This is a genomic window from Spartinivicinus poritis, from assembly GCF_028858535.1.
Classification (GTDB): Bacteria; Pseudomonadota; Gammaproteobacteria; order Pseudomonadales; family Zooshikellaceae; genus Spartinivicinus; species Spartinivicinus poritis.
The window spans coordinates 66,870-88,486 of sequence record NZ_JAPMOU010000009.1; the positions used below are offsets into that span (position 1 = coordinate 66,870).

Sequence of the window (21,617 nt, forward strand, 5' to 3'; positions counted from 1 at the left end):
ATTATTCCTGAAGAATTAGACATACGCATCAACTACTGGTGCTATTATACTCAACTTATACAAGCTTCTCAGTTGAGCCAAACAGCTTTAGAAACCCACAGTTTAGAAGCCAGCACACAAACTAATAACGATCAAAGTAATCACTCACCAGCAAACATGTGCGACATGTCTGATAAAGAAACAGTGTTAGTGAAAAAGACTTGTGAATATTTACAGGCCCATCTTGCTGATGCCCATTCACTTGCCACACTTGCTATCCAAATGGGTACTAATCGAAACCGACTAACTTCCTCATTTAAGCAAGTGCTGGGCATTGGGGTAATGGCTTGGTTACGAGAACAACGCATGGCCAAAGCCAAACTACTGTTAAATACCACGGATTTAAGTATCAAACAAATTTGCTATGAAGTAGGTTATCGTGACCCTGCCAATTTTTCAACCACATTTAAAGCTAGCTATCAAGTTTCCCCTCTAGTATTTAGAAAAAAATGACAAAATCAAAAGCATTAAGTACGCAATCAAAACTATCTACACTATCTTTGGTGTAAGAGAAGCCTACTCTTTTGAAATGTAAAACTCATACAAATAATGCTACTCAATAAAACAGGTAGGAATCAGATAATAGTGACAGGGAAACGTCGTGAATAAATATGAAAATAAAGCACAACCAGTGTTACCTGGAATAATCGGTAATAACCCTACAATACATAAATTAGCTAGCCAAATTCAAAAAATTGCAAAAAGTGATCGACCTGTATTTTTAAAGGGGGCTACCGGTACAGGTAAAGAACTCTTTGCCAATGCTATACACCAGTTAAGCCAACGACTTGGCCAATTTGTAGCAGTCAATTGCAGTGCAATCCCCGAAAACCTGTTTGAATCACTGCTGTTTGGTCATGAAAAAGGGGCATTCACTGGTGCAGACAGACGTCATCATGGTTTTTTTGCTCAAGCCAATAATGGTACTCTATTCCTTGATGAAGTAGCTGAACTGCCATTAATTCACCAACCGAAACTATTGCGCGTACTTGAAACCAGACGGTTTAGCCGCATTGGCAGTAACGAGGAGATTGAATTCACTGGACGAATAGTCTCCGCCACCCATGTTGATATGAGTCAACTGGTTGAAGATAAACTATTTCGTGAAGACCTATTTTATCGCCTAAACCTGTTTGAATTAGATATACCCAGTTTAGAGGAGCGACGGGATGATATCCCCTTGCTAGTCAACTATTTTGCTAAAAAAGAACGCAACATCACTTTTAGCCCCTGTGCCCTTGAGTTTTTTAAGTATGCCAGTTGGCCAGGCAATATCAGGCAGCTGAAAAACACCATTGACAAACTTTCCGTACTTGCTGAAAACGACTATTTATCAGCTCATTGTATACAAGAACTCGCTGTATGCGAGCCAGACGAAACCATTATATCTAAGTTAGCCAGAGAAATTATTGCCATGCCACTCAGTAATAAATTAAAGGCTATTCATGATGCATTGGTTGAAGAGGCAGTATCCATTACTGAAGGCAATAAAACTCAAGCCGCTCGCCTGTTAGGTGTACATAGAAAAGTAATAGAACGAAAATTGCAACAGATAAGGCTAAAGATTATACCAAATCACTTTCCACAAACTGATAGAAAACAAGGTTAACTATGACAACCGAACTCCCCCACACCACTGAGCAGGCTGAACAAGAACGTTTAACTGAAATACCAGATGCAGCAAAGTCTTCAGGAGAAGCACATGCTGAACAACTCAAGCAAGCAGCAGCAAACAGTCTGGCTAAATTAAAGCAACAAGAACAACAAAAGCTAACTAATATCCTTAACCAGTTAAAGCAAACACTAGCTAACTCAACATCAGCACCTTCATTTAATTATAAGTCAGATCATGACTCATTCTTTTCTAACGATATAACATCAAATATGGAAGCAGTACCGTTGAATAGTAAAACTGCTAATACAAACATTTTAGGTGGATTGCAACTAAAAGATGGATTACTGCCCCCATTACAAGGGATGAACAAAATACAAAAATGTCACCAAACACACCTGATCGAGTATCTAGAACAAATGAATACCAACCTTGAAACAGAAGAAAACACCCATATTAATAAGGAAGCCCCATGAACAGAACCACTTATTATCAATTTGATGCCACACTCAATCATGATGGAACCTATACCTGTGACTCTGTTACTGAAGTAACAGAGGAGCAAGAGACGATTGAATCTAACGATAAAACAACATTCAATCGTTTTCAAAAACAAAATAGCCAAACAACTTATAATCCTTTTTTTATCAGCCAAGTGTTTAATCAAACCTATGAGCAAAACTGTAAGGCTGAAAAAAACAAGGATCTGGATCAATTGGTACAAAATCTCTATAAAATGAGTCAGACAATACTCAATAATACGTTTAACTCCAGTACTAACTAATAATACATGTTATGGCTATCGAACTAAACAAAATAGTAGGTAAAATCGCTGAGTTTCAAGAAGAGCAAGTTAAACAGTTTAAGGCGTTTGTCGATTTGAGTATTGAGCTAAGCAATAGTGCCAATGCTTCTGAAAAGAAAGCACAACAAACATTTACTGATTTGAAGAACCAACTACTGCAAGAAACAAACAACACAGGGGACAAAGCAAACGCTACAGACCACTCTTCTCCTTTGCTTATCCTTGAGAAAAACCAAGCGTATGTAGAAAAATTAGATCATATTACTGACCCAGAAATGATGGTCAACAATACTCAGCAATATTATCAGTATATTGAAAAACAAAATGAGCAGGTGCTTGATGCGATGAAACAAAGGCAAAAGATGAATGAGTAACGAGCAAGATAGTACCAAAAGCGCTACTGAACTGATACAGCCGAGCATCAATCAGTCTGTTGCTGCCGCCGTACAAAGTGCAACGGATTTACTGAAAAATATTAGTACAATTGAATCGACGGTTATTGGCGTCGCTTCGGCTAAATGGCTTGCTGAACCACTCAACCCTGCTTATCAAGACATTATAAATAATGCTAAAGATAATATCGAGTTTGCTGTAAAAAATTTAAAAGATGTGGGTGAAGCTGGTGCCAGTGTCATCAGCAACCTACAACCTAAATAACCAAGCATTATAGGTTGAAAAAATCATCGAAGCGTTTACAGCATAATAGATACCTTGCAAAGGTGCGGTTGTTTTAAACCGATCTAATTTCCTTTTTGGTCATCTTCATCCAGTTAACCCCTGCCAATTGAGTAAGCTTTAGTCATACAGTTTATTCTGACTAACTATTTTTTATAGTTAATTCAATAACATTATGGATGTGATCTCACCAACCAAAAAACAATCGGCATAGTAACTGCTTACTTTAATAATGCACCTATTCAACTGAAAGGAGCATATCATGCCTGGCGAAACAAATGGTAATCGAACAGATAGAGAAAACAGCAGTGTCAATGGAAAAACAACTGATGCAGTCACTACCATCACGACACTTGTGGTTGGCATGGCACCTGCAATGGCAATGGGTAATTTATATCAAACCCTCGCCTACAATGTTGGCTTAGCAGCAATGAATCAAGTCTTCAGTCAATATCAGGCTAATATTAATCATCAAGCAATTACTATAGTAGGTATACAGCGAATATTCTCTAAATAATAGATTTCATACTTCGTTTATCTAATTATAAAAAATCACTCATTTAATAAAGGATATTTCATGACCATATTATATACTGATCAATCAGATACAGCATTACAAAAAGACGCCGCAACTGCTTTATGTGAACAAGCCATGCAGCTACTCAATGAAACACTAGAGTCTTATAATCTTGAAGGCTTTCAACCTACGCTGTTAAATATGCCTCAGCCGATTTCAGAAGATGGCTTTACCCCAACTCAACCATTAGAAAATATTGACTTTTTTATTCAAGCACAAGATTTATATCAGCAACAAACAGCTTCATTATTTCCCCAGCAATCAAGTGAACTTATTAATCAATCAATAATCAATAGTAATCAAATAACAGCGGCAGCTCCAAACAATACGCCTTCACAGCCAACTGAAGACGAAAGTCTTAATGCTATTAATAACCTGTTAAATTCATGTTAGTTTGTCTATACCCTACATTGGGTATAATTTGAAATTAGGTTTTATAATAATGTGCAGCTGCTATCTGTCGGGTGACCAGATTTTATAAAAATAACATTATGCTATTACCCAAGCAGCTGTTACAAACTAAATTAAGAGTGCAACTCTATTATAAAGACGACCTGAGCCTTGAAAAACTAGCCCAAGCCTGCCCAATTGCTTACTATGCGTTGGCGAACTATTGGTTGGAACCAGCAAGTGAGGAAAGTAATCAAGATAGTTTACATCTCTTAGCCCTTGCTTCTTTACAGACCATTTCTGCAAGTGGCATTATCAATTTAATACCTATTACTAACATACTGCACGAAACGTTGATATTATCCAATCATAAAACTGTGGCTGAAGTGATTACCCTATTAAAACAACCACTGCTATTCCTAGTTTACTTACGTCTATTGCCAGCGGAGTTTGGTTTATTTGCTCCACTTCACTCAAGCCCAGCCATGAACTTTTACGCCAAGTTACTTAAATTGACAATTAATAAGCTAACTCGATATGCCAGCCAAAATGGCTGCAGGCAGATTATTACGGATGTCTATAACCCTAACGTCCAACAACTGCTACACATAACTGGCTTTAAAACTACCAAAGCTAATAGCCAGGTTCAAGCGGTTATTCATACGACCCGTATGCAACTAGATATGTAAATTACTGCCAAAGAAAATAATCATATGTAAAAATGGTCAATATAGGCCCACAGAATTATAAAAACAGGTCGAATAATTCCATATAATAATTCAATCGTTATCTCAACAACACCAAAGCCGAGTAAATTAAATCATGTAAAATCAGTGAGTTATAGTTTATTTTACTCGCTTTCAAAACTGGCGCAAATTATGCCATAACTGTGTTGCTATAGCATTTTGAACAATCATTAATTGAATGTACTTAGTAATAATAAACACCCATCAAACTACTCAATCGTAAAAATGGAGAATAAACATGGCCGAACAACCTACTGTCGTTAATGGCGCTGTTGTTGATTCAGTTGCTACTGCTAACACAAAAGTATTAGCTGAAGCCCCAGCCATGGCACTAGGCAGCCTATACCAAACCATTGGTAATTCGGTTGCGATGGCTGCCGCTAATGCGGTGTATGCGCAACAACAAGCCAATGTCACTTATCAGGCATCCAGCACTTTAGGTGTCACTAAGCTGTTTGAACAAAATAAAGGCTAATGCTTAATCATTAACTACCTCGTTTTATTAATACTGTCATTTTTAATGGAGAATAATCATGGCTGAACCCACCCAACCTACCAATGTTAATGGCGCAGTTGTTGATTCCGTAACGATTGCCAATACTAAAGTGCTAGCCGAAGCGCCCGCGATGGCGATGGGTAGTTTATATCAAACCATCGGTAATTCCGTAGCTATGGCTGCCGCCAATGCCGTGTATGCGCAACAGCAAGCCAATGTGGGCTATCAAGCATCCAGCACCTTAGGTGTAACAAAGCTATTTGCGCAAAATAAACCATAGCTCTAACCAATTTAACATTTATCAATTAAACCAGGAGAAATATCATGGCTGAGCCAACTCAACCCACTAACGTCAATGGCGCTGTTGTTGATTCCGTAACCATTGCTAACACGAAAGTATTAGCTGAAGCCCCTGCCATGGCAATGGGCAGTTTATATCAAACCGTTGGTAATTCCGTGGCTATGGCTGCCGCTAATGCGGTGTATGCGCAACAACAAGCCAATGTCGGTTATCAAGCTTCAAGCACTTTAGGGGTTACTAAACTGTTTGCGCAAAATAAACCTTAATTTTCCTCAAAATATTCAATAATTTAGTTAAATAAGGAAAACAACCATGCCAGATCAATTAAATGGCCAAGTCGTCGATTCCGTTACCATTGCCAATACCAAAGTATTAGCCGAAGCGCCTGCCATGGCAATGGGCAGCTTGTACCAAACCATCGGTAACTCCGTTGCCATGGCTGCCGCCAATGCCGTCTACGCTCAGCAGCAAGCCAATGTAACCTATCAAGCCGCTACAACACTGGGTGTGACTAAACTGTTTGCGCAGAATAAAGGTCAATAACTAAAAACAGCTGAGGTATCGTCTACAGCTTAGGTATTGCCACACACTTTTTAAATACCATAACTGTATTCTACCTCAGCAAATTCATGTTTGGAACAAACGGTTTGAAATAGAAAAGGGTAATCATATGCCTACTGATGAAAATGTTAAAATTAGTAAAGAAATTAACGATGAAGTGCAAGAACAAAGTGTCAACACCTTGCGAACACTGTCGCTCGGTAGTTTAGTTAATGCATTGTCATTAACCATGCTAAATAATACCTCTAATCAATATGCATCACAGACTCTAGCGAATACCGCCATGGTATCTACTTGTGAAAAAATCCTTAGTAGTTAGCATCAACTTTTAAGTTATTAATTACTAAGAGCTATATCCTATTAAGCTTATATTTTGTTAACAAAAAAAGCAAGGATAACATAATGAGTTCTAACAATAATAGTATAGGAATTTCCAGCTGCATGAGCGGAACCTTTAGCTCAGAAAAATCAGATTCAGCCAATAATAAATGGTCATTTTGCTACAACAAAAAGCAAAACACTATCAGTCTGGCAGTTAATATCAGTACGCCTCCATTATTAGTTGACAATACTTGCCAAAGCCTTCAGTCAAAGTTAACAATTGAGGATATCAATCAATTAATATATTGGTTATGCCAAGTAAAAACAGCTTTTCAGCAAAAGCCTATAAAAGACGACAATAACTGAACTGTTTACAATTATTAATTATTCACAATAAATAGGTAAAAATATGTCTGAAAACAAAGATACTAAAAGAGACAAACCTTGTTATTCAATGGGCATCAAACCGGAAGATGCCGCCGCAGCGGCAGTTGCTCAATCCTTTGCCAATTCTGCCCAGGACCAGGTTGATGCCATACGTAACCGTAATATTATTAAAGCCACCGCTATGGGCAATGCTTTTGCTAAGTGGCTAAATAATCCTATGATGAAAGATGAATACAAAGCAATAATTGACGAAGCTCAACTGTATCCCAAAGCTGAAACACCGATGAACTTAGGAAGAGAAATATTTAATTATTACCTAGGTAAATTCGAAGAAAATAACAATAAAAAAGAAAATGTTGATGAGCCATAAACCAAATAGTAAAGTAAGTTGTTTCAACAGCGACTTACTTTTTTTAAACGCTAAAGAAAACTAATCTAACCTGTCTATTTTACCTTTGATCTTTTTTATTTCATTATAATAACTTTCAAACTGTCTTTTTACTTTTTCACACATCGCTTCTGTTTGGACTTTTTGCTGACTAATTTCAATCACGGTATGAGTATTATCAGTGACCATTTTTAGATTGCGCTGTTGTAATAGTGCTTTTGGCTGCCAGTACCAACCAAATAAATCATAATCCACAACATAAGCAGTATCTGGGTTATCTTTATCTTCCATGGGGTTTTAAACTAGTTGGTAACCAGTGTTAATGACTGGCTTTCTGAAGAGGTTTCAGTTTGGCTGTTTTCATTTTCTGGTTTCCATTGTTCATTATTAAACCACTCTGTTAACTGCTCAGGAGGATAAGGGATGGGTAAGTGAGGATGCTGTTTGACCAGCTCTACATAAAATGCTTCTACAAAATCGTATAATTGCTTTACATTCATTAGTAACTGTTTTCTCGCCTTATGCGCTTTCCCTTCATCAAAGTTCCCTCTCACCTCTTCCGGGTCAGGGCAGTTAATATAAAGCTGGGTTAAACCATTTTGTAGTGGCAAAAAAAGGCTAGCAAAGGTTTCAAGTGTTTCTCGACAATCTTTCATATCCGTTGATAACAACTTGCATTGCTCAACTTTAATAAAAAACCTGCGTAACTCCGGGTAAAACTGTTCACCTAATTGTTGCTGAATGACGGCAGGAAGTGTGTTACTATCAATCACTTGATCTAAGATGGTATTTATAGCTAAAAAGTTCTGGTCTTTGCACATTATTCATACCTAATTTTTAAATGATTCGCGAAGGGTCTCTATTACCAATCATCGTCATCAAATAATTCTTGCAATAATATGTACTCTTCACCCTCTTCATACGTGCCAATAGATGCTCTTTTCTGCCCTTCTTTTTCATCATTGGCGCTATCAGCGGGATCACTCGATGTTTCTCCATTTTTGTCTAGTTCATCTTTATCACAGAGCCACTTCGGTTGGTCATTATTGTCCTTTCCACGCCACATAGCGGTCGACTTTTTCCATTGCGATTTCAACACTTCATTTGTTAACGTATGAGTCAACTCATTCAAATCTTGATAAAACTGGTCAACTAACGTTTTAAACTCGGTTAGTTTTTCATCGTTTGGTTTTTTCTGGTTAAGCTTAGCAAAAATAGTTAATAATTCATCAAGTTCTTTCATAAGCATTTGCTTTAACTCAACTGATACTACCTTACCTGTGAGTTGAATTTTTAATAGGTTAACCCGCTGAGCCCAATTGACTAAGGTTTGTTGTTCAGCTGATAGATCAACGCTTTCTGTTTTTTGATTATTAAAAAGCTGATTGATGAAGTCTAATAGGGTTAGATAGTTTGGCACATTCATCATAGAGTTCACTTACCATAATAATTCCACTATTAATACATAAGCGAATCATTATTTGTGCCAGTTATACAAGACCATCCTATATTAAAAATACCTTTATTCAAAGGCTAACTAGATCTCGTCAAACAAGCCATGTATCCACCCCTGAAGACATGTAAGTGCTAGGAAAAAGGTGATCAAGGAATTATTATTAACTGGTCAACTATAACCAGTGGTAAAGGATATATTAGCTGAATTTGACCAAATCTATCTTCAGTTACTATTTACCCTGTCGTGTAAGTTACTGGCGTTGAGGCTTGCACATAGTTTTAACTATGCTTTTCAACCTGGCAAGGTAGTTGCTCCTTATAAACAACAAAGATAAATAATGAGGATTATTGCCATGAGATACATCCACACGACCAAGTTTTATTTACAACGTAATTTAAAAAACCTGTTGCAATGACTAACAAATAAGTACCGTTTTTTAGCACCTCTATTTTATGGCTAATCAATTGGTGTTTTGGATACCCATTTTCAACTAAGTGATGAGAAAAAATGATGACTCATTCGATGAATCAACTAGAAACCAGTATACAACGCACTAAAGATAAGGTTATCAGTGTTTCTGATAAAGCTGAAGAAATCTCTCAAGAAGCAGATCTATTAAAAAAACGAATGGATGAGCTTGCCAGTGATTTCTCTCAATTAAACATAGATTTAAAAGAAGATAACGCTCAAACTGAGCAAACACAGCCCCGGGAAGAGGAAAACAATACATTCTCTGATGAGGATGAGTATTATTTGCTTAATGAGTTGTTTGATGATGACGACTGGTAATAGAAAAATAAATGGTATCCCTTGGTTATTTTTACAGCTTATGGTTGTTGAAGACGCTACGAGAGTAAAAACCTTAATGACCGATATGATATGTAACCATTTAGGGGTTAAGCCTATTTATTCAGTTGCGGATGCCAAAGACTTTATTAGCCGAAAAGGGTTTGCAGCTAAAAAAAGAATAGCGATTTGCCACAGCAGATATGGGCTAATGGGTGGCATAGGTTATTCCATAGAGCAATCTCCCAATCTACATGCGGTGGTTAGCTTTTGGCTAGGGGATGGTTTTCAAGGTAAAGGCTATGGGTCTAAAGCGCTGCTATTATTATGCAACCGCTTGCAACGATTAGTTTTAACGCATTTTATGGCTCAAGCCTATGCATATAATATTGCATCGCAACGGGCACTATGCAAAGCTGGGTTTAAGCCGATAGCTGAAAATAACACTCATGAAGCCAATGATGTGGTGGATTTTGAACGACGGGTTGGGTGAAAACTATGGCCATCATGTCAGGCATCATGGATGACTGGTTATTTTTATGTAATAGCAGCTGGTATTTACGTAAGGCGGTAAAAAACATGCATCACATACTCGCACGATTAAATGTAAAAATTGCTGAGAATAAAACCTTTATCGGGCGAGTGAATAAAGGCTATGACTGGCTGGGTTATCGTATCGAGCTGGTCTTAGAAAAGACTAAAAATCGTACACCTTTTTTTGCGTTATTTATTAATGCGACGTCTTATCATAATCACTTAACTAAGTTATGCCGGCTTTATGAGCAAGGGGCTTCGAAAGAGGCACTGGCGGCTTATGCTAAGCGGTGGTGGATTTGGGTTAGGGGTGGGGTTGGGTGGTTGGGATGATGAGCTGTATTATAACTTAATAAAATTTTCCCTATTTTTTTAATTTTAGAGTAATTAATTGCAAGCAAATTTATAAAAACCCAAGAGGACACAGAAATGGCTGAATGGTACACACAGAAAATAAATAATCTATTCACAAGCTGGCTAGAAATAATAACGAGCGAGGCATACCAAGAGATCGAAAACGCGAGCGCCAACTCAAAATCATTAACAAAAACGACCGCGAGCCGAACCATAGTAAAAGAAGCCAGAAAATTCCTAGGTATAGGCATTATAGGGGATGACATCGACAGAACTGACTGGTATGAAAAGTTTAAAATAAAGACGATAGATGCGAAAAAAGCGCAGCTGTATATCTCACCCACCGGAACCAGCAGTGAAACAATGGAAAAACATACTGTACTGAATGCATGGGCAACGGTGAACCAAGGAGCTATAAAACGAATAGAAATAAAAGAGAATGAAAAAAAGGATGAACTCTATGAAGTGTTCTTCTTCTACAACTGTGCGAAAACACTCGTAACATTACTAGACATCCTAGACAAAATAATAGAGACACCACAAAAATATACGAATTCAGAAATTCAATATAACGTAAAAGGGAATGCTGAGATAATAAGAGAAAAAATCAAAGACAAAAAACTAATGGGACAAATAATCACACTAATGCCTAAGAAATACACGCGTAAAAAATATCACGTGATGAAATACACCCTAACAGCGGGCTCGTACTGGACGGAAAAACAACTTACATTACTAGCAGGGATTAAAAATGGGATAGAGAATAACGACAAATACCTTAGCAAACTAACACAACTAAGCACTGACATGATTAACACGTACTACGCTCAGATAGACGTGATTACCGAAAAGACGGACGAAATACGACAGGAATTTATGAAAAAAATACAAGACCGACCACAGTTGAACCCTAAGAACCTAACTAACGATGATGTAGAAGTACTGTTTAAGATGCGTAATAAACTAACCAGTCTCGAATGTCTAATGACTGCAACGAAAGACACGCTACTAAAAAGCCTAGAACGAGCCAATAATTTTAATAAAATCGAATACGCTCTACTAGAATCTGCATGCACGACGCTAACCGAAAGAATCAAAATAGGAGTCAGCGGGTTAAACCTAATAGCTAGCCAAGCTGCTACAACTATAAAAGAACTAGCTGAATCGATAAAAATATTGAAAACGAATGGCTCTGAAACAACTATAAAAATAGTAGACACGAAAATAGAGCACATCCGAAACGAAGCGCTTAGGGTGGAACAAATGATAGCTACAACCAGGACATGGATAACGGAGATGATCCCTCAATGAGAGGAATTTGGGACAAAAGAGAGGAAATTGGAGGAATTTGGGACACCCAAATATTTTAAAACCAACACCCAATACTCTAACATTAACAGCATCAACTATCATTACTAAGCAGTAACAATCGATGACTCGCGCCCGACAAGAACAAGCCAGCCTTCTGGACACGCCCTACTACCATTGCATTATGCGATGTGTAAGGCGTGCGTTTTTATGTGGAGAAGATAAGATGACTGGCCGAAGCTTTGAACACTAGTTTTTGCGTCCTGCAAAACTAGCATACATTACCTCCTTGTAAATAACCGAAAACAATGGATTGTCGACCGTATTGCGGAATTATCTGATGTATTTTCCATAGATGTCTGTGCTTATGCTGTAATGAGTAATCAAAAAATTGTCTGGAACAATTTTTAACATCCGAAGGATGGCCCGGAGGGTGTAAGGCAGGAGGCCTGAAATACTTTCACTTGATTTTACGCGTGGATGCGGATACCGCCAAACAGTGGCCTGACAAAACCGTTGCACAGCGCTGGTGCCAGCTGTTTAAGGGGAATTTATTAGTCAGTCGTTGGTTAAACAAAGGGGCTAAACCACTAAATGAAGCTGAATTATGCGCTGTGCAGGACATTATTGAAGAATGGCGAGAGCGGTTAACCAATATTAGTTGGTTTATACCCCTAGGGCACAAGTGCGTTATTTGAATGAATATATAGCGCGGTTAGCTAATAAAGAAGACAATTGCAGAGGACGCTTTTATAAACACCCTCCCTGGCGTTTACCCTTTCAGGGCCAGCTAAAGCTGTTCAAAATTGTTCCTGACAATTTTGTGGGAGGGTAGATTTAAAAGCCAAGCGTTATTAGATGAAGCCGCCCTACTCACCTGTATGGCTTATGTGGATTTAAACCCTATCCGCGCTAAGTTAGCTGACACCCCAGAAGCCTCTGATTTTACCTCTATTCAAGCCCGTATTCGCCAACGCACGAGTGATGAAACTCACTCAACTAAAACAGCCCCCTCACAGGCAAAAGCCCCAACCAATCGAGAAGAACACAACGACGAACAAGCTCCCCACCCCGCTTTAGTTCCTTTTACAGGCAATATTAAACCCGATTGCTGTTCAACTGATCGTGGTATTCAATTTAATGAATGTGACTATTTTGATTTAGTCGATTATACCGGCCGAGCGATTCGAGATGATAAACAAGGTCATATACCCCAGCATCTAATACCGATCTTAACACGACTGAATATTAACCCTAATGAATGGCTACCGACTGTACAGCATTTTGGTAAACGATATCACCGGTGTGCAGGGGCTGTTGACCGAATGCGACAATGGTGCAAACAGGTGGGGAATTGTTGGAGCCAAGGAATTTCAACAAGTCAGCAATTTTATACCCCTTCTGTCAGTTAACATAATTTGAACCAAGCTTAGGAAAAACTCTCAAATATAAAAATAATGTATTGATTCATTAACACGAGGATTTTAAAAAATATATTTCCCTCCCCCAATAAAGGGAAAACTCCTATACGTTTATTATATAGAAATTTCTACGTTCAGGCTGTGCCATTTTAGGAGGTAGTTACAATCGAAAAGTTGGCCATAATATCATTCTACTATGACCAATATAATTAATTCATAAATAGTGAAATACTTTAAGAAAATGATTGTTTCACCGCACGCACAAACTGATAGTCATCGTTTTTATCATGGTTAATACTCCAAACCATAGCACCTCCAAACTGACTATCACTTGCTATAGAGTTGTATTGTTTCGCAATAGCCTGATAGATATCTTCAGGAGGATTCGGTACAGTAAAGATACTAGTCCCAGCTGCTTCTTTATTTGCAGGCTCACCAATAGTAATTAAAGTATTCGTAGGGATTGTCTTTTTCAAATTATTGAAGCTCTTTGAAATAAAATCGACATCTGTTTCACCACTTCCATCCAGCAGAGGCCATGGATTGTTATATGCCTGAATAAATAAATAATCAAAATGATTATTAGCAATAGCCTTATCATACATTTTTGCATTACCGGTGGACACTAAAAACAAATTACTACCATGATCAGCTTGATTAAGTTGAGGAGCAGCAGTAATGTAAATATTAGGATCAACGTGCTTAAGAGCTGCACATAGCTCATCTAGATAATCAGAATCACCATCTATTTCTAGGTCAAAATCTATTCCAGTAAAACCATACTCATTGAAAAAACTTATCAAATTATTCGCTAATTCTCTCGTATTAGCATTATTAGGATTGTAAGTGTTACGTTCTCCTCCAACAGAAAATAATATTTGCTTTGCCCCCTTCTGCTTAGCATCTTTAATATCTTCTTTAAGATCATAGGGAGTTGGAGAAGGAGAAAAATAACCATCAGAAATATCAACATTAACACCATTTATCGCACCAAAAGCCATAACAATGCAGTCGTAACCACTAGCAGCAGCATCTGAAAAGGTTATATCTTTAGACCAGCTCTGTAAGTAACCTACCATTAAAGGAGTATTCATTTTCATCCTCACTTATTCATTAGATTTAATAACGAGCTTTTAGGTTTAGTTTATTAAACACCTAACTAACCATAAAATAGCTCGCTGTACGAGTTCACGGGTTTTACAAAAACCATCAATCAAGGAATAGAAAATATTCACCTAAATATTTCCTGTATTTAATACAGCAAAATACTTGCCAATATTTTAGGTTTACAACTCAACTCTTGCCTATAAAGAAAATGCTTCATTACCTACTCTGCTGGTTGAATGAAGATAAGATTTTCTACCCTTCGCTTTAACTGTGTAGTAACGGTCAAAACTGGCCATTTATATTTTAAACAGGTTATAATCCTCCAATTTAATCGTTGCGTAAAAAATCAAACTAAACAGGCACAGTCTTTGCAGGTCGTCATTTTCTTTTATTAAACAACTTGGTGATTTACAATGAAAACAAATATAATTACTGTTGGAGAAGTTTGACTCACTGAGCAACAGCTACAGTCTATTTTAACTAAGACACCTGCTGAGCTTATTCAAAAATACCACTCACCGATTATCGCCTGTGTTTATAGATATAATATTCACCCCCCATTACGGACTGCCCATTTTTTAGCCCAAATTGCCCATGAAAGTGATGGCTTAATATATGTGCGAGAAAACCTTAACCACAGTAAATTTACTATCGATGTTGCAGGTTGGCATTGGCACAAGCACAATTTGAGCGCCTATGCTGATAATGATGACATCCGCAGTATCACACGTCGCATTAATGGTGGTTTAAATGGTTTAGCTGATCGAGAAGCTTATTTAATAAAGGCTAAACTTGTTTTAAGTCTTAGCTAATCAACAACTTATTAACACATCAAAAAAAGCCCCGCGACTGCGGGGCACAGAATTTAAGGATTTCAAACAAGGAGTACGACTACTTATGACTTACAAGTTATATAACAGCAAATTGCTTGCCAGTTTATTTGTAAGCATTACCAACCTTGCTTATTTTTATATGGTCACATTCATCCATTTCTTACATTGAGTTAGCCATATTCATCCAACTTTATTCACAACATGGATAAATTTCCTACATCAAACATTTCACCCTACCTGGTAAACTCAGTTGGCTTTTCTAACTCATATATTGATTCAGAAATTTCATCTACTTTGTTGGCAATCAGCGCTTGGGTATCGTAGACAATAATAAAGGACACCCAAATATTTGACATTTAAGTAACCAGCAGACAAGTATTTACTATCAGGGCTGCTAGCAATTTCTGCTTCTGCATGCTAGCTGAGGGCTCTGTAATACCTAAAATTGTGAAGTCTGTTCTTTAACTATGTAAAGGTGATGTAAAGCTTATTGTATACGTGTTGTTTTTTATTGGTATTGGAATTACTGTAGCGCTCGCCAAAACAAATTGGTTAATAATTAGCCATAAAATATATTCGTAAAATAGTCTCATTAATGATGTTCGGTGGATTATTTGTATTTATGGTAAAGATAAACGCTTAATTATTAGTTACACGAAATTTAAAAGGAAATTTATAATGAAACTATCGACGCTTCTTTTGTCTAGCTCTGTTGTTATTGCTTCTGTTATTGGAGCTAATGCGGTTGCTGCTGATACAATGAGCAAACAGCAATTTTTTGATATGTATGCTCCAGGTTGGATGTCAATTACTGATGCTAGATTTGAGCGTAGGTATAATCGTTATGTTGCTAAACAAGAGAGGAAGCAGCGCCGTTTTACCAATCAGCAAGCAACTAGCTTAAAAAATAAAATGTACCCTTGGCTAAACAACAACACTAGCCAGCCGATAAAAATCGAAAAGACTGTTGTTACATCAAATAGTATTCAAAAGACTTCTTCTTGCAGTCATTCAGGTCAAGGTAGCTCAAGCTGCAGCAGTTCAGTTTCAATTTCTATAAACTCTGTGAAGAAACCAGTAGCTAAGAACGTTGAGCCAAGGCATTCGTCAGTTGCTTCTTGTAATGACTATGTATCGAATATCAATATGGATGGCTGGCGTATTTTTGATCGCAACTGGTTAGAAACTAACTACGTTGTTAACGAAATTGAAGGTTGTGAAGGTAAGCAATCTGTTTCTCTAAATAACACTTTTGAAGATGAAAGTGGAATGCATTTCCGTAATCGTCAGGCTGTCAACTTAGCTGTTAAAATTCGCGGCTCTAAGGTTGGTGGCTATGTGAAAATGACTTGTTATAACCGTGGTAAAACAATGGTTGACAACGAGTACGTAGAATTAAAGCCTAACCAAATTACTGTTATTGAAAGAAATGGTTGTCAGAAGTCACAATTGACCTCTGCTGACTCATCTAATCCAACACTTGAAATTATAGATATCCAACGTTTTTAATAATTCAATACTAATTAATTTCAGTTAAACCCAGCAGTTGTTGGGTTTTTTTGTTTTCGATCCAGCACTACCTACTCGCTTATCCGGCTTGATTGTGATAATTATACAATCCAGCCTTTAGACATACTTTTGAGGCACAACCCTATATATCTTACTCTTGAATAATAAAGGTAAATAGCCACTTGCAAGGGGATCGAGTAGGGAGAACAAGTCAGAGCTAATCGACCTCATTGCAGAAAAAGCCGATTTAACCAAAGCCCAGGCAAAAGCAGCGTTAGAAGCCAAGCTTACCAGTATTTAAAAGTTAATTTTAAAACCAAGTTTATAATTAACACCATTATCTTTACGCTGAATTGCTATAAAAGAATCACCCCTATCTGGTTCTACCGAAAAAAATTCATCTTCCAGAAGATTATGTATACTAATAAAAAACTCAAATTCACCTAATGTGTATTGATAGTTTACAGATAAGCCATTTGATCTATCTGCTACTTGTCTGCGACTAATATAACCATAATTCATCCCGAATAAATGATTACCAAGTCTATAGTGAGCCCCCATATTTAATGTCAATTCTGGCACTAGTGCAGCTAAAGGGTCATCACTAATAGTCGTCTTATTACCCTCATGATTATAAGCTACATTAAAGTGAAGACGCGTTTTATCCATTTGAACTTGATAGTCCAATTCCAAGCCTTTGCGCCTGAAGGAATCACTATTTAAAAATGCAGGTGTTGGTGTTGGGGCTGTTAAGTCCCTGGTAATAAAGTCCTCACCTTTATAATAATAAAGGTTGGCAGCAAATAGTGTATTAGTTGTAACGTAAGAATATACAAAATCTACCATCTCAATGGTTTCAGCATCAACAATACCACCATCCTGAGTCATAGCAGAATCAAAATTAGGTGATGTAAAACCAACTGAATAAAGTAGCTTGAGGGATTGCGGCCCATCAAAAGAATAGATTAACGACGTGCGCGGGGTAACCTTAAAACCACTCCTTTCATTATCTGAGGCTCTAGCCCCCATTAAAAAACGCCATTGATCTTGGTGAAAATCAAGCTGGCCATAGACTGAGTCTTCTCTCACATCATCGGCCCTTAGCAAAACTGGCGCAGGTATATTGGGGTTTTTATTGATATTACGAAAATCATCAATTTTACGCAATTCTGACTCTATTCCAACCAGGTAATCTACCCATTCCACTAACTGGCCTTCCCCACGTATGCCAGCGCGAATCCGAAAGTTATCCCGCCAAACATCGTCAAACTGCCCAGTTTCTCCGACAGCAAAAAATGTAGGGGCGTACTGATTGTAATCACCATAAATCATTAACGAGTGGTTTTCCCAACTAAAGGAATAATCACTATGTACTAATAAGCTCTCTGTCTTATTATCTGGGGTTTTATTGGTGACAATCACAGCAGGCATAGGGCCTGGCATCATACCTCCGGGCATTGGAGGCATCATTCCTGGCATTGGCCTAGGAGGTCCTTTTAACGAAGAGCCTTCAATGAAGTCGTTAAAATAGGAAAACAGCACTTGGCCGCTATCATGCTGGTAACGTAAAAAAATAGATTCGAATAACTCTTTTTGCTGGTATTCGGCGGGTGATGCATTAATACTTGACGAAAAAGCCTCAGCATCAAAGCCATCATCCTTATGTTGTCGCTCAAAGCCAAACGCAACAGCACTATCATTAGAAAAACTATGGCGGTAAAAACCTGTAGTATTCAATGAATCATTAGAAGCTGCACTTGCCTGAAGCACTCCCTCATCCTGTTGTTTAGTAATGACATTTAATACCCCTGCTATAGCATTTGATCCATAAATCACAGCTCCTGGACCACGAATAGCTTCAACTTTTTCAATCGATGCCCAAGGGATTCCAAACAAAGGGATATTACTGTGAGAAGGCGACCAGATAGGTACACCATCTAACATTACCAACAGCTTGGCTCCAAAGGTAACTGTTGAGCCACGCACAAGCACTTGCGGCAACCCGGCACGGCTTCGCTCTAATACAAACCCCGGGATAAAAGCAATTACATCACGTAACGATCTAATCCCCAGTTTTTCTAAATCTTTAATTGTGTAACTGGAAACAACGGCAGGTGTATTGGTTATGTTTTCCGGTTTTACCGAAGCCACAGAAACTTCTATCGCTAAAAGCTCCTCAAGCTCTAATTCTAGCAATTCATTTCCGTTATCTTCACTAGCTTCAATATGGCAGGGCAAGACAAACGACAATAGTAAACAGAGTAACCTTTGATTAGTAGGAACCTGACTACCCCAATATATCATTATTCTTTTTACTACTAGTTAATTATATTTATTATTTGTACTTAACACATGCTTTTAAGACAAACCTATGAGAAAAACTAGATGCTTAAATAAGGTAGGTCAAGGTAGGAAGTTAAATGGGTTCTGTCGCAAACTTTTCTCAGTTTCAAAAATGCCTGTTTTCAAGACACACTTAACCTGCTAATGCACAAAATTTCTCAAATAGTGTTTTATGTTTTGTTGCTGGGTCAGCAGACTGACCTTTCCTAAGCCTATGGATCAGCTCAATACCCATCAGTGTCGATCGAGCACTATTAAATGATTTAAAACCTAACATGGGTCGAGTCATGCGCTTAATAAAGCGATGACCCTGCTCAACCCTATTATTGAGGTACTTCACTTGCCTTATAATAACAGGCTTCTCCAGCTCTTCATTTACTTCTTCAATCGCGGCATTATTCGCTGCACTGCCATCAATGGTGATCTTCTCTGGCACGCCATTCGCACGAATGGCCTTCTTGAAAAAACGTTTGGCAGCCTTAGTGTCCCGGTGTTTGGTAAATAAAAAGTCAATGGTCCGCTCTTGTTTATCGACGGCCCGATACAGATAGTACCAGTCTTTTTTTACCCGGATATAGGTTTCATCCATGTGCCAACTGCGGCCAACAGGTGACTTCTTTTTTCGGAACGATTTTTCGAGCTTGGCTGAGTAGGCTACTACCCATCGTTGAATACTGGAGTGATCGACAGGCACATTCCGATCTTGCATGAGTTCTTCTATATCGCGGTAGCTCAATGCAAACCGAAGGTAATAATACACGGCTTGTAGTACAACGCACTTGGGAAAGTGACAACCTTTAAAACGTTCATCAACACTCATAGTGACTACCAAACAACCATAGGGCTAGCAGGAACGGGAAAGGCTATCATGTGGGGTAAAAGTTTGCGACAGAACTTTTAATAGTACAAGAACTATTGATGTGCGTATAGATGCCTTGTTTGATATAGGTAAATATGATGAAGCAGAAAAGCAAATACGCCAGCAGCTTACCCAAGACCCTGAAGATGCTTATTGGTTGCTTAATTTAGGTCGAGTGTTAATGTGCCAAGAAAATTATCAAGCAGCAGAAGAAGCATTGCTAAAATCATTAGGTTTCAACCCTGATTTTGGTGGTGCTTACTATTTACTTAGCTTTACCAGTCACTGTTTAAGTAAATTTACCCTTGAACTTGACTACGCTAAAAAAGCAGCAGAGATTGACCCAGAAGACCCAGATTTCCTACAACGTTTAGCCAAGGCACACTTGCAAAATGGTGAAATTAAGCAAGCACATACCATACTTCAACAAGTCATCAAACTTGAACCTGATAGCGAAGAAGCCTTTCGTTTATTAGGTGATATTGAGCTTGAACAAGAAAAATATGCTGCAGCTGAACATGCTTATCGAGAAGCACTTAAGTATGACCCTGAAGACATCAGCTTACTAAATGGTTTCGCTAGGAGTTTAATAGCCCAAAAAAGAAAACTTCGCGACGCTATTGATGTACTTTACAACATTGTCCAACTCGACCCTACCAACAAGGTAATCACCCAGAATTTATATTTTGCTATCAGAGAGTGGATCGATAAAAATACTATTAAAGGCAAAAGAAAATCAGCATTAACTGATTTACCAGAACCGCTCCAACTTTTTTATAAAGACTATAAACAACGGTCATCTATCTTTGAAGCCTGGGGTAAATACAGCTGGGGTTTAGCCTGGTTTGGAGCTTTAGCATTAATGACTTATTTATTCTCGCTCATTGAAAAAACATAATCAACTACTGTACAAAAAATAGCAAAATATCATTTAATAGAGTCATACTCTCCATTGTTATATGACTCTATCATTTTCCGATACTTTTCTGAATGCATTAGAGTATCAAGACCTTTATTAAATTTCATCAATATTTTTTTATTGCTTGATCTTTTTTTTGACAACATCAACCGATATATATTTTTCGATATAATTTTCTCTGAATGTGTTAAAAGGTCTTTTTCCAGAGGAAACTCTGTTCGCAACACATGGTCTGCCACCATTTTATTATAGGGAAAACCATCCACTCGTTGTTTAAGTAACAATAACAAGCTATGTTTAATATCCTTAGCACGTATAAACTTGATTTTATCGTTACCTTCATGCTCATGCCAACCTCCAAGGGTAGACCCTAGTGGAATGGCAAAACGCAACCCATACAGATCACTGAACTCTTTCCAATTAAGTTGTTTATCACGACGATAATACAACACTTCCCCTAAGGACATAACCGGCTTGCTAAACCAGGCAAACTTTTCTCGTTCAGGTGTTTTCATCCATACGACTGACCCTGACACTTTTCCTGTCCTCACATCATGTTCTGCCCTACCCCATGGTAAAAACAAGTATTGAGTATGAATACCCTCTTCTGCAAAAGCCTCAGTTACAATATGCGAGGCAAAACCAAAATAGGGTAAGTTTTGTGATAAAAAAGGCGCCCACTCGCCATTTGCTAGCTCAATAAAATTTTGTGCTTTGGTTGATAGTGAATAATAAAGAAGGAGAAGGATAAAAAAATAGTTTTTCATTATATGATGAGATAGCCAGACCTACCTATTTACTAAAGCATAGCAGACAGTTACACCTACTATACTTATCATGAAAAAGTATGTTGTTACATTTCTTATCATCAATGTAACAACATACAACCA

Annotated in this window: 33 protein-coding genes and 1 pseudogene; 26 read left to right on the top strand and 8 right to left on the bottom strand. The window is 37.8% G+C overall.

Annotated elements, in window-relative coordinates; genetic code table 11:
- The first annotated feature begins 72 nt into the window (after positions 1-72).
- The 16 genes from ORQ98_RS09260 to ORQ98_RS09335 all read left to right on the top strand — a co-directional run bounded on the left by ORQ98_RS09260 (position 73) and on the right by ORQ98_RS09335 (position 7,280).
- On the top strand, positions 73-492 hold the full coding sequence (locus ORQ98_RS09260; RefSeq protein WP_274688521.1) for a helix-turn-helix domain-containing protein: 420 nt from the start codon (positions 73-75) through the stop codon (positions 490-492).
- Positions 493-640: 148 nt separating this feature from the next.
- Positions 641-1,648, top strand: coding sequence for a sigma 54-interacting transcriptional regulator (locus ORQ98_RS09265; RefSeq protein WP_274688522.1), 1,008 nt, complete (start codon positions 641-643; stop codon positions 1,646-1,648).
- 2 nt (positions 1,649-1,650) lie between these two features.
- Positions 1,651-2,127 carry a hypothetical protein gene (locus ORQ98_RS09270; protein WP_274688523.1) on the top strand — a complete coding sequence of 159 codons (477 nt, stop codon included), beginning with the start codon at positions 1,651-1,653 and terminating at the stop codon, positions 2,125-2,127.
- Positions 2,124-2,435 carry a hypothetical protein gene (locus ORQ98_RS09275; protein WP_274688524.1) on the top strand — a complete coding sequence of 104 codons (312 nt, stop codon included), beginning with the start codon at positions 2,124-2,126 and terminating at the stop codon, positions 2,433-2,435. Before ORQ98_RS09270 ends, ORQ98_RS09275 begins: the two co-directional genes overlap by 4 nt.
- A gap of 11 nt (positions 2,436-2,446) precedes the next feature.
- A complete protein-coding gene (locus ORQ98_RS09280; RefSeq protein ID WP_274688525.1) occupies positions 2,447-2,830 on the top strand; it encodes a hypothetical protein in 384 nt (127 codons plus the stop codon).
- Positions 2,823-3,113, top strand: coding sequence for a hypothetical protein (locus ORQ98_RS09285; RefSeq protein ID WP_274688526.1), 291 nt, complete (start codon positions 2,823-2,825; stop codon positions 3,111-3,113). Before ORQ98_RS09280 ends, ORQ98_RS09285 begins: the two co-directional genes overlap by 8 nt.
- A 280-nt stretch (positions 3,114-3,393) precedes the next feature.
- Positions 3,394-3,648, top strand: coding sequence for a RebB family R body protein (locus ORQ98_RS09290; RefSeq protein ID WP_274688527.1), 255 nt, complete (start codon positions 3,394-3,396; stop codon positions 3,646-3,648).
- A 60-nt stretch (positions 3,649-3,708) separates the two neighbouring features.
- Complete coding sequence (locus ORQ98_RS09295; RefSeq protein ID WP_274688528.1) at positions 3,709-4,101, top strand: hypothetical protein; 393 nt, start codon at positions 3,709-3,711, stop codon at positions 4,099-4,101.
- A 71-nt stretch (positions 4,102-4,172) separates the two neighbouring features.
- A complete protein-coding gene (locus ORQ98_RS09300; RefSeq protein WP_274688529.1) occupies positions 4,173-4,787 on the top strand; it encodes a hypothetical protein in 615 nt (204 codons plus the stop codon).
- A 295-nt stretch (positions 4,788-5,082) separates the two neighbouring features.
- Entirely contained in the window at positions 5,083-5,319 is a 237-nt protein-coding gene (locus tag ORQ98_RS09305) for a RebB family R body protein (RefSeq protein ID WP_274688530.1), read from the top strand.
- A 58-nt stretch (positions 5,320-5,377) separates the two neighbouring features.
- Positions 5,378-5,620 (top strand): RebB family R body protein, encoded by a 243-nt coding sequence (locus ORQ98_RS09310; protein ID WP_274688531.1) that lies wholly within the window; start codon positions 5,378-5,380, stop codon positions 5,618-5,620.
- Positions 5,621-5,664: 44 nt separating this feature from the next.
- The gene (locus tag ORQ98_RS09315; RefSeq protein ID WP_274688532.1) at positions 5,665-5,907 is read left to right on the top strand and encodes a RebB family R body protein; all 243 of its coding nucleotides are present in this window, start codon (positions 5,665-5,667) and stop codon (positions 5,905-5,907) included.
- 46 nt (positions 5,908-5,953) lie between these two features.
- Positions 5,954-6,184 carry a RebB family R body protein gene (locus tag ORQ98_RS09320; RefSeq protein WP_274688533.1) on the top strand — a complete coding sequence of 77 codons (231 nt, stop codon included), beginning with the start codon at positions 5,954-5,956 and terminating at the stop codon, positions 6,182-6,184.
- A gap of 127 nt (positions 6,185-6,311) precedes the next feature.
- Entirely contained in the window at positions 6,312-6,521 is a 210-nt protein-coding gene (locus tag ORQ98_RS09325; RefSeq protein WP_274688534.1) for a hypothetical protein, read from the top strand.
- A gap of 122 nt (positions 6,522-6,643) precedes the next feature.
- Positions 6,644-6,889 (top strand): hypothetical protein, encoded by a 246-nt coding sequence (locus tag ORQ98_RS09330; protein WP_274688535.1) that lies wholly within the window; start codon positions 6,644-6,646, stop codon positions 6,887-6,889.
- A gap of 43 nt (positions 6,890-6,932) precedes the next feature.
- A complete protein-coding gene (locus ORQ98_RS09335) occupies positions 6,933-7,280 on the top strand; it encodes a hypothetical protein (RefSeq protein ID WP_274688536.1) in 348 nt (115 codons plus the stop codon).
- A gap of 60 nt (positions 7,281-7,340) precedes the next feature.
- Here the strand turns inward: ORQ98_RS09335 and ORQ98_RS09340 are convergent, their stop codons facing one another.
- Genes ORQ98_RS09340 through ORQ98_RS09350 form a run of 3 tightly spaced genes read right to left on the bottom strand, consistent with a single transcriptional unit; the run spans position 7,341 to position 8,727 of the window.
- Positions 7,341-7,589 (bottom strand): hypothetical protein, encoded by a 249-nt coding sequence (locus ORQ98_RS09340; protein ID WP_274688537.1) that lies wholly within the window; start codon positions 7,587-7,589, stop codon positions 7,341-7,343.
- A gap of 11 nt (positions 7,590-7,600) precedes the next feature.
- Positions 7,601-8,119 carry a hypothetical protein gene (locus ORQ98_RS09345; protein ID WP_274688538.1) on the bottom strand — a complete coding sequence of 173 codons (519 nt, stop codon included), beginning with the start codon at positions 8,117-8,119 and terminating at the stop codon, positions 7,601-7,603.
- Positions 8,120-8,160: 41 nt separating this feature from the next.
- On the bottom strand, positions 8,161-8,727 hold the full coding sequence (locus ORQ98_RS09350) for a hypothetical protein (RefSeq protein WP_274688539.1): 567 nt from the start codon (positions 8,725-8,727) through the stop codon (positions 8,161-8,163).
- Positions 8,728-9,261: 534 nt separating this feature from the next.
- On the opposite strand from ORQ98_RS09350, the gene ORQ98_RS09355 reads away from it, so the two are divergent.
- From ORQ98_RS09355 to ORQ98_RS09380, 6 genes are all read left to right on the top strand, one after another.
- Positions 9,262-9,543: a hypothetical protein gene (locus ORQ98_RS09355; protein ID WP_274688540.1), complete on the top strand. Its 282-nt coding sequence runs from the start codon at positions 9,262-9,264 to the stop codon at positions 9,541-9,543.
- Positions 9,527-10,033: a GNAT family N-acetyltransferase gene (locus ORQ98_RS09360; protein WP_274688541.1), complete on the top strand. Its 507-nt coding sequence runs from the start codon at positions 9,527-9,529 to the stop codon at positions 10,031-10,033. Before ORQ98_RS09355 ends, ORQ98_RS09360 begins: the two co-directional genes overlap by 17 nt.
- 5 nt (positions 10,034-10,038) lie before the next feature.
- The gene (locus ORQ98_RS09365) at positions 10,039-10,407 is read left to right on the top strand and encodes an RNA-dependent RNA polymerase family protein (protein ID WP_274688542.1); all 369 of its coding nucleotides are present in this window, start codon (positions 10,039-10,041) and stop codon (positions 10,405-10,407) included.
- Positions 10,408-10,503: 96 nt separating this feature from the next.
- Positions 10,504-11,739, top strand: a complete 1,236-nt coding sequence (locus ORQ98_RS09370) for a hypothetical protein (RefSeq protein WP_274688543.1) — start codon at positions 10,504-10,506, stop codon at positions 11,737-11,739.
- Between the two features lie 461 nt (positions 11,740-12,200).
- The gene (locus tag ORQ98_RS09375) at positions 12,201-12,434 is read left to right on the top strand and encodes a hypothetical protein (RefSeq protein ID WP_274688544.1); all 234 of its coding nucleotides are present in this window, start codon (positions 12,201-12,203) and stop codon (positions 12,432-12,434) included.
- Between the two features lie 108 nt (positions 12,435-12,542).
- Complete coding sequence (locus ORQ98_RS09380) at positions 12,543-13,148, top strand: hypothetical protein (protein WP_274688545.1); 606 nt, start codon at positions 12,543-12,545, stop codon at positions 13,146-13,148.
- 242 nt (positions 13,149-13,390) lie between these two features.
- Here ORQ98_RS09380 and ORQ98_RS09385 read toward each other — a convergent pair whose 3' ends face one another.
- Positions 13,391-14,251, bottom strand: a complete 861-nt coding sequence (locus tag ORQ98_RS09385; protein ID WP_274688546.1) for a glycosyl hydrolase family 18 protein — start codon at positions 14,249-14,251, stop codon at positions 13,391-13,393.
- Between the two features lie 630 nt (positions 14,252-14,881).
- Between ORQ98_RS09385 and ORQ98_RS09390 the strand changes: the two genes are divergently transcribed.
- Positions 14,882-15,076 carry a hypothetical protein gene (locus ORQ98_RS09390; protein WP_274688547.1) on the top strand — a complete coding sequence of 65 codons (195 nt, stop codon included), beginning with the start codon at positions 14,882-14,884 and terminating at the stop codon, positions 15,074-15,076.
- A gap of 254 nt (positions 15,077-15,330) precedes the next feature.
- Here ORQ98_RS09390 and ORQ98_RS09395 read toward each other — a convergent pair whose 3' ends face one another.
- Positions 15,331-15,453 carry a hypothetical protein gene (locus ORQ98_RS09395; RefSeq protein WP_274688548.1) on the bottom strand — a complete coding sequence of 41 codons (123 nt, stop codon included), beginning with the start codon at positions 15,451-15,453 and terminating at the stop codon, positions 15,331-15,333.
- Positions 15,454-15,775: 322 nt separating this feature from the next.
- Here ORQ98_RS09395 and ORQ98_RS09400 point away from each other — a divergent pair, with 322 nt between their 5' ends.
- Positions 15,776-16,606 carry a hypothetical protein gene (locus tag ORQ98_RS09400; RefSeq protein ID WP_274688549.1) on the top strand — a complete coding sequence of 277 codons (831 nt, stop codon included), beginning with the start codon at positions 15,776-15,778 and terminating at the stop codon, positions 16,604-16,606.
- Between the two features lie 217 nt (positions 16,607-16,823).
- Positions 16,824-16,907 (top strand): annotated as a pseudogene (locus tag ORQ98_RS09405) (hypothetical protein); the annotation flags it as partial.
- On the opposite strand, the gene ORQ98_RS09410 reads toward ORQ98_RS09405, so the two are convergent.
- A complete protein-coding gene (locus tag ORQ98_RS09410; RefSeq protein WP_274688550.1) occupies positions 16,904-18,910 on the bottom strand; it encodes a TonB-dependent receptor plug domain-containing protein in 2,007 nt (668 codons plus the stop codon). The pseudogene ORQ98_RS09405 and the gene ORQ98_RS09410 overlap by 4 nt on opposite strands.
- A gap of 172 nt (positions 18,911-19,082) precedes the next feature.
- Positions 19,083-19,769, bottom strand: coding sequence for an IS6 family transposase (locus tag ORQ98_RS09415; RefSeq protein ID WP_274688551.1), 687 nt, complete (start codon positions 19,767-19,769; stop codon positions 19,083-19,085).
- A gap of 100 nt (positions 19,770-19,869) precedes the next feature.
- Between ORQ98_RS09415 and ORQ98_RS09420 the strand changes: the two genes are divergently transcribed.
- On the top strand, positions 19,870-20,706 hold the full coding sequence (locus ORQ98_RS09420) for a tetratricopeptide repeat protein (RefSeq protein WP_274688552.1): 837 nt from the start codon (positions 19,870-19,872) through the stop codon (positions 20,704-20,706).
- A gap of 29 nt (positions 20,707-20,735) precedes the next feature.
- On the opposite strand, the gene ORQ98_RS09425 is transcribed toward ORQ98_RS09420, so the two are convergent.
- Positions 20,736-21,494 (bottom strand): substrate-binding periplasmic protein, encoded by a 759-nt coding sequence (locus ORQ98_RS09425; RefSeq protein ID WP_274688553.1) that lies wholly within the window; start codon positions 21,492-21,494, stop codon positions 20,736-20,738.
- Between the last annotated feature and the right edge of the window lie 123 nt (positions 21,495-21,617).

Coding starts and splice junctions, on each gene's coding strand:
- ORQ98_RS09270 (WP_274688523.1), top strand. CDS start 1,651: ATGACAACCGAACTCCCCCACACCACTGAGCAGGCTGAACAAGAACGT.
- ORQ98_RS09275 (WP_274688524.1), top strand. CDS start 2,124: ATGAACAGAACCACTTATTATCAATTTGATGCCACACTCAATCATGAT.
- ORQ98_RS09280 (WP_274688525.1), top strand. CDS start 2,447: ATGGCTATCGAACTAAACAAAATAGTAGGTAAAATCGCTGAGTTTCAA.
- ORQ98_RS09285 (WP_274688526.1), top strand. CDS start 2,823: ATGAGTAACGAGCAAGATAGTACCAAAAGCGCTACTGAACTGATACAG.
- ORQ98_RS09290 (WP_274688527.1), top strand. CDS start 3,394: ATGCCTGGCGAAACAAATGGTAATCGAACAGATAGAGAAAACAGCAGT.
- ORQ98_RS09295 (WP_274688528.1), top strand. CDS start 3,709: ATGACCATATTATATACTGATCAATCAGATACAGCATTACAAAAAGAC.
- ORQ98_RS09305 (WP_274688530.1), top strand. CDS start 5,083: ATGGCCGAACAACCTACTGTCGTTAATGGCGCTGTTGTTGATTCAGTT.
- ORQ98_RS09310 (WP_274688531.1), top strand. CDS start 5,378: ATGGCTGAACCCACCCAACCTACCAATGTTAATGGCGCAGTTGTTGAT.
- ORQ98_RS09315 (WP_274688532.1), top strand. CDS start 5,665: ATGGCTGAGCCAACTCAACCCACTAACGTCAATGGCGCTGTTGTTGAT.
- ORQ98_RS09320 (WP_274688533.1), top strand. CDS start 5,954: ATGCCAGATCAATTAAATGGCCAAGTCGTCGATTCCGTTACCATTGCC.
- ORQ98_RS09325 (WP_274688534.1), top strand. CDS start 6,312: ATGCCTACTGATGAAAATGTTAAAATTAGTAAAGAAATTAACGATGAA.
- ORQ98_RS09330 (WP_274688535.1), top strand. CDS start 6,644: ATGAGCGGAACCTTTAGCTCAGAAAAATCAGATTCAGCCAATAATAAA.
- ORQ98_RS09335 (WP_274688536.1), top strand. CDS start 6,933: ATGTCTGAAAACAAAGATACTAAAAGAGACAAACCTTGTTATTCAATG.
- ORQ98_RS09340 (WP_274688537.1), bottom strand. CDS start 7,589: ATGGAAGATAAAGATAACCCAGATACTGCTTATGTTGTGGATTATGAT.
- ORQ98_RS09345 (WP_274688538.1), bottom strand. CDS start 8,119: ATGTGCAAAGACCAGAACTTTTTAGCTATAAATACCATCTTAGATCAA.
- ORQ98_RS09350 (WP_274688539.1), bottom strand. CDS start 8,727: ATGATGAATGTGCCAAACTATCTAACCCTATTAGACTTCATCAATCAG.
- ORQ98_RS09355 (WP_274688540.1), top strand. CDS start 9,262: ATGATGACTCATTCGATGAATCAACTAGAAACCAGTATACAACGCACT.
- ORQ98_RS09360 (WP_274688541.1), top strand. CDS start 9,527: ATGATGACGACTGGTAATAGAAAAATAAATGGTATCCCTTGGTTATTT.
- ORQ98_RS09365 (WP_274688542.1), top strand. CDS start 10,039: ATGGCCATCATGTCAGGCATCATGGATGACTGGTTATTTTTATGTAAT.
- ORQ98_RS09370 (WP_274688543.1), top strand. CDS start 10,504: ATGGCTGAATGGTACACACAGAAAATAAATAATCTATTCACAAGCTGG.
- ORQ98_RS09385 (WP_274688546.1), bottom strand. CDS start 14,251: ATGAATACTCCTTTAATGGTAGGTTACTTACAGAGCTGGTCTAAAGAT.
- ORQ98_RS09395 (WP_274688548.1), bottom strand. CDS start 15,453: ATGTCAAATATTTGGGTGTCCTTTATTATTGTCTACGATACCCAAGCG.
- ORQ98_RS09400 (WP_274688549.1), top strand. CDS start 15,776: ATGAAACTATCGACGCTTCTTTTGTCTAGCTCTGTTGTTATTGCTTCT.
- ORQ98_RS09410 (WP_274688550.1), bottom strand. CDS start 18,910: ATGATATATTGGGGTAGTCAGGTTCCTACTAATCAAAGGTTACTCTGT.
- ORQ98_RS09415 (WP_274688551.1), bottom strand. CDS start 19,769: ATGAGTGTTGATGAACGTTTTAAAGGTTGTCACTTTCCCAAGTGCGTT.
- ORQ98_RS09425 (WP_274688553.1), bottom strand. CDS start 21,494: ATGAAAAACTATTTTTTTATCCTTCTCCTTCTTTATTATTCACTATCA.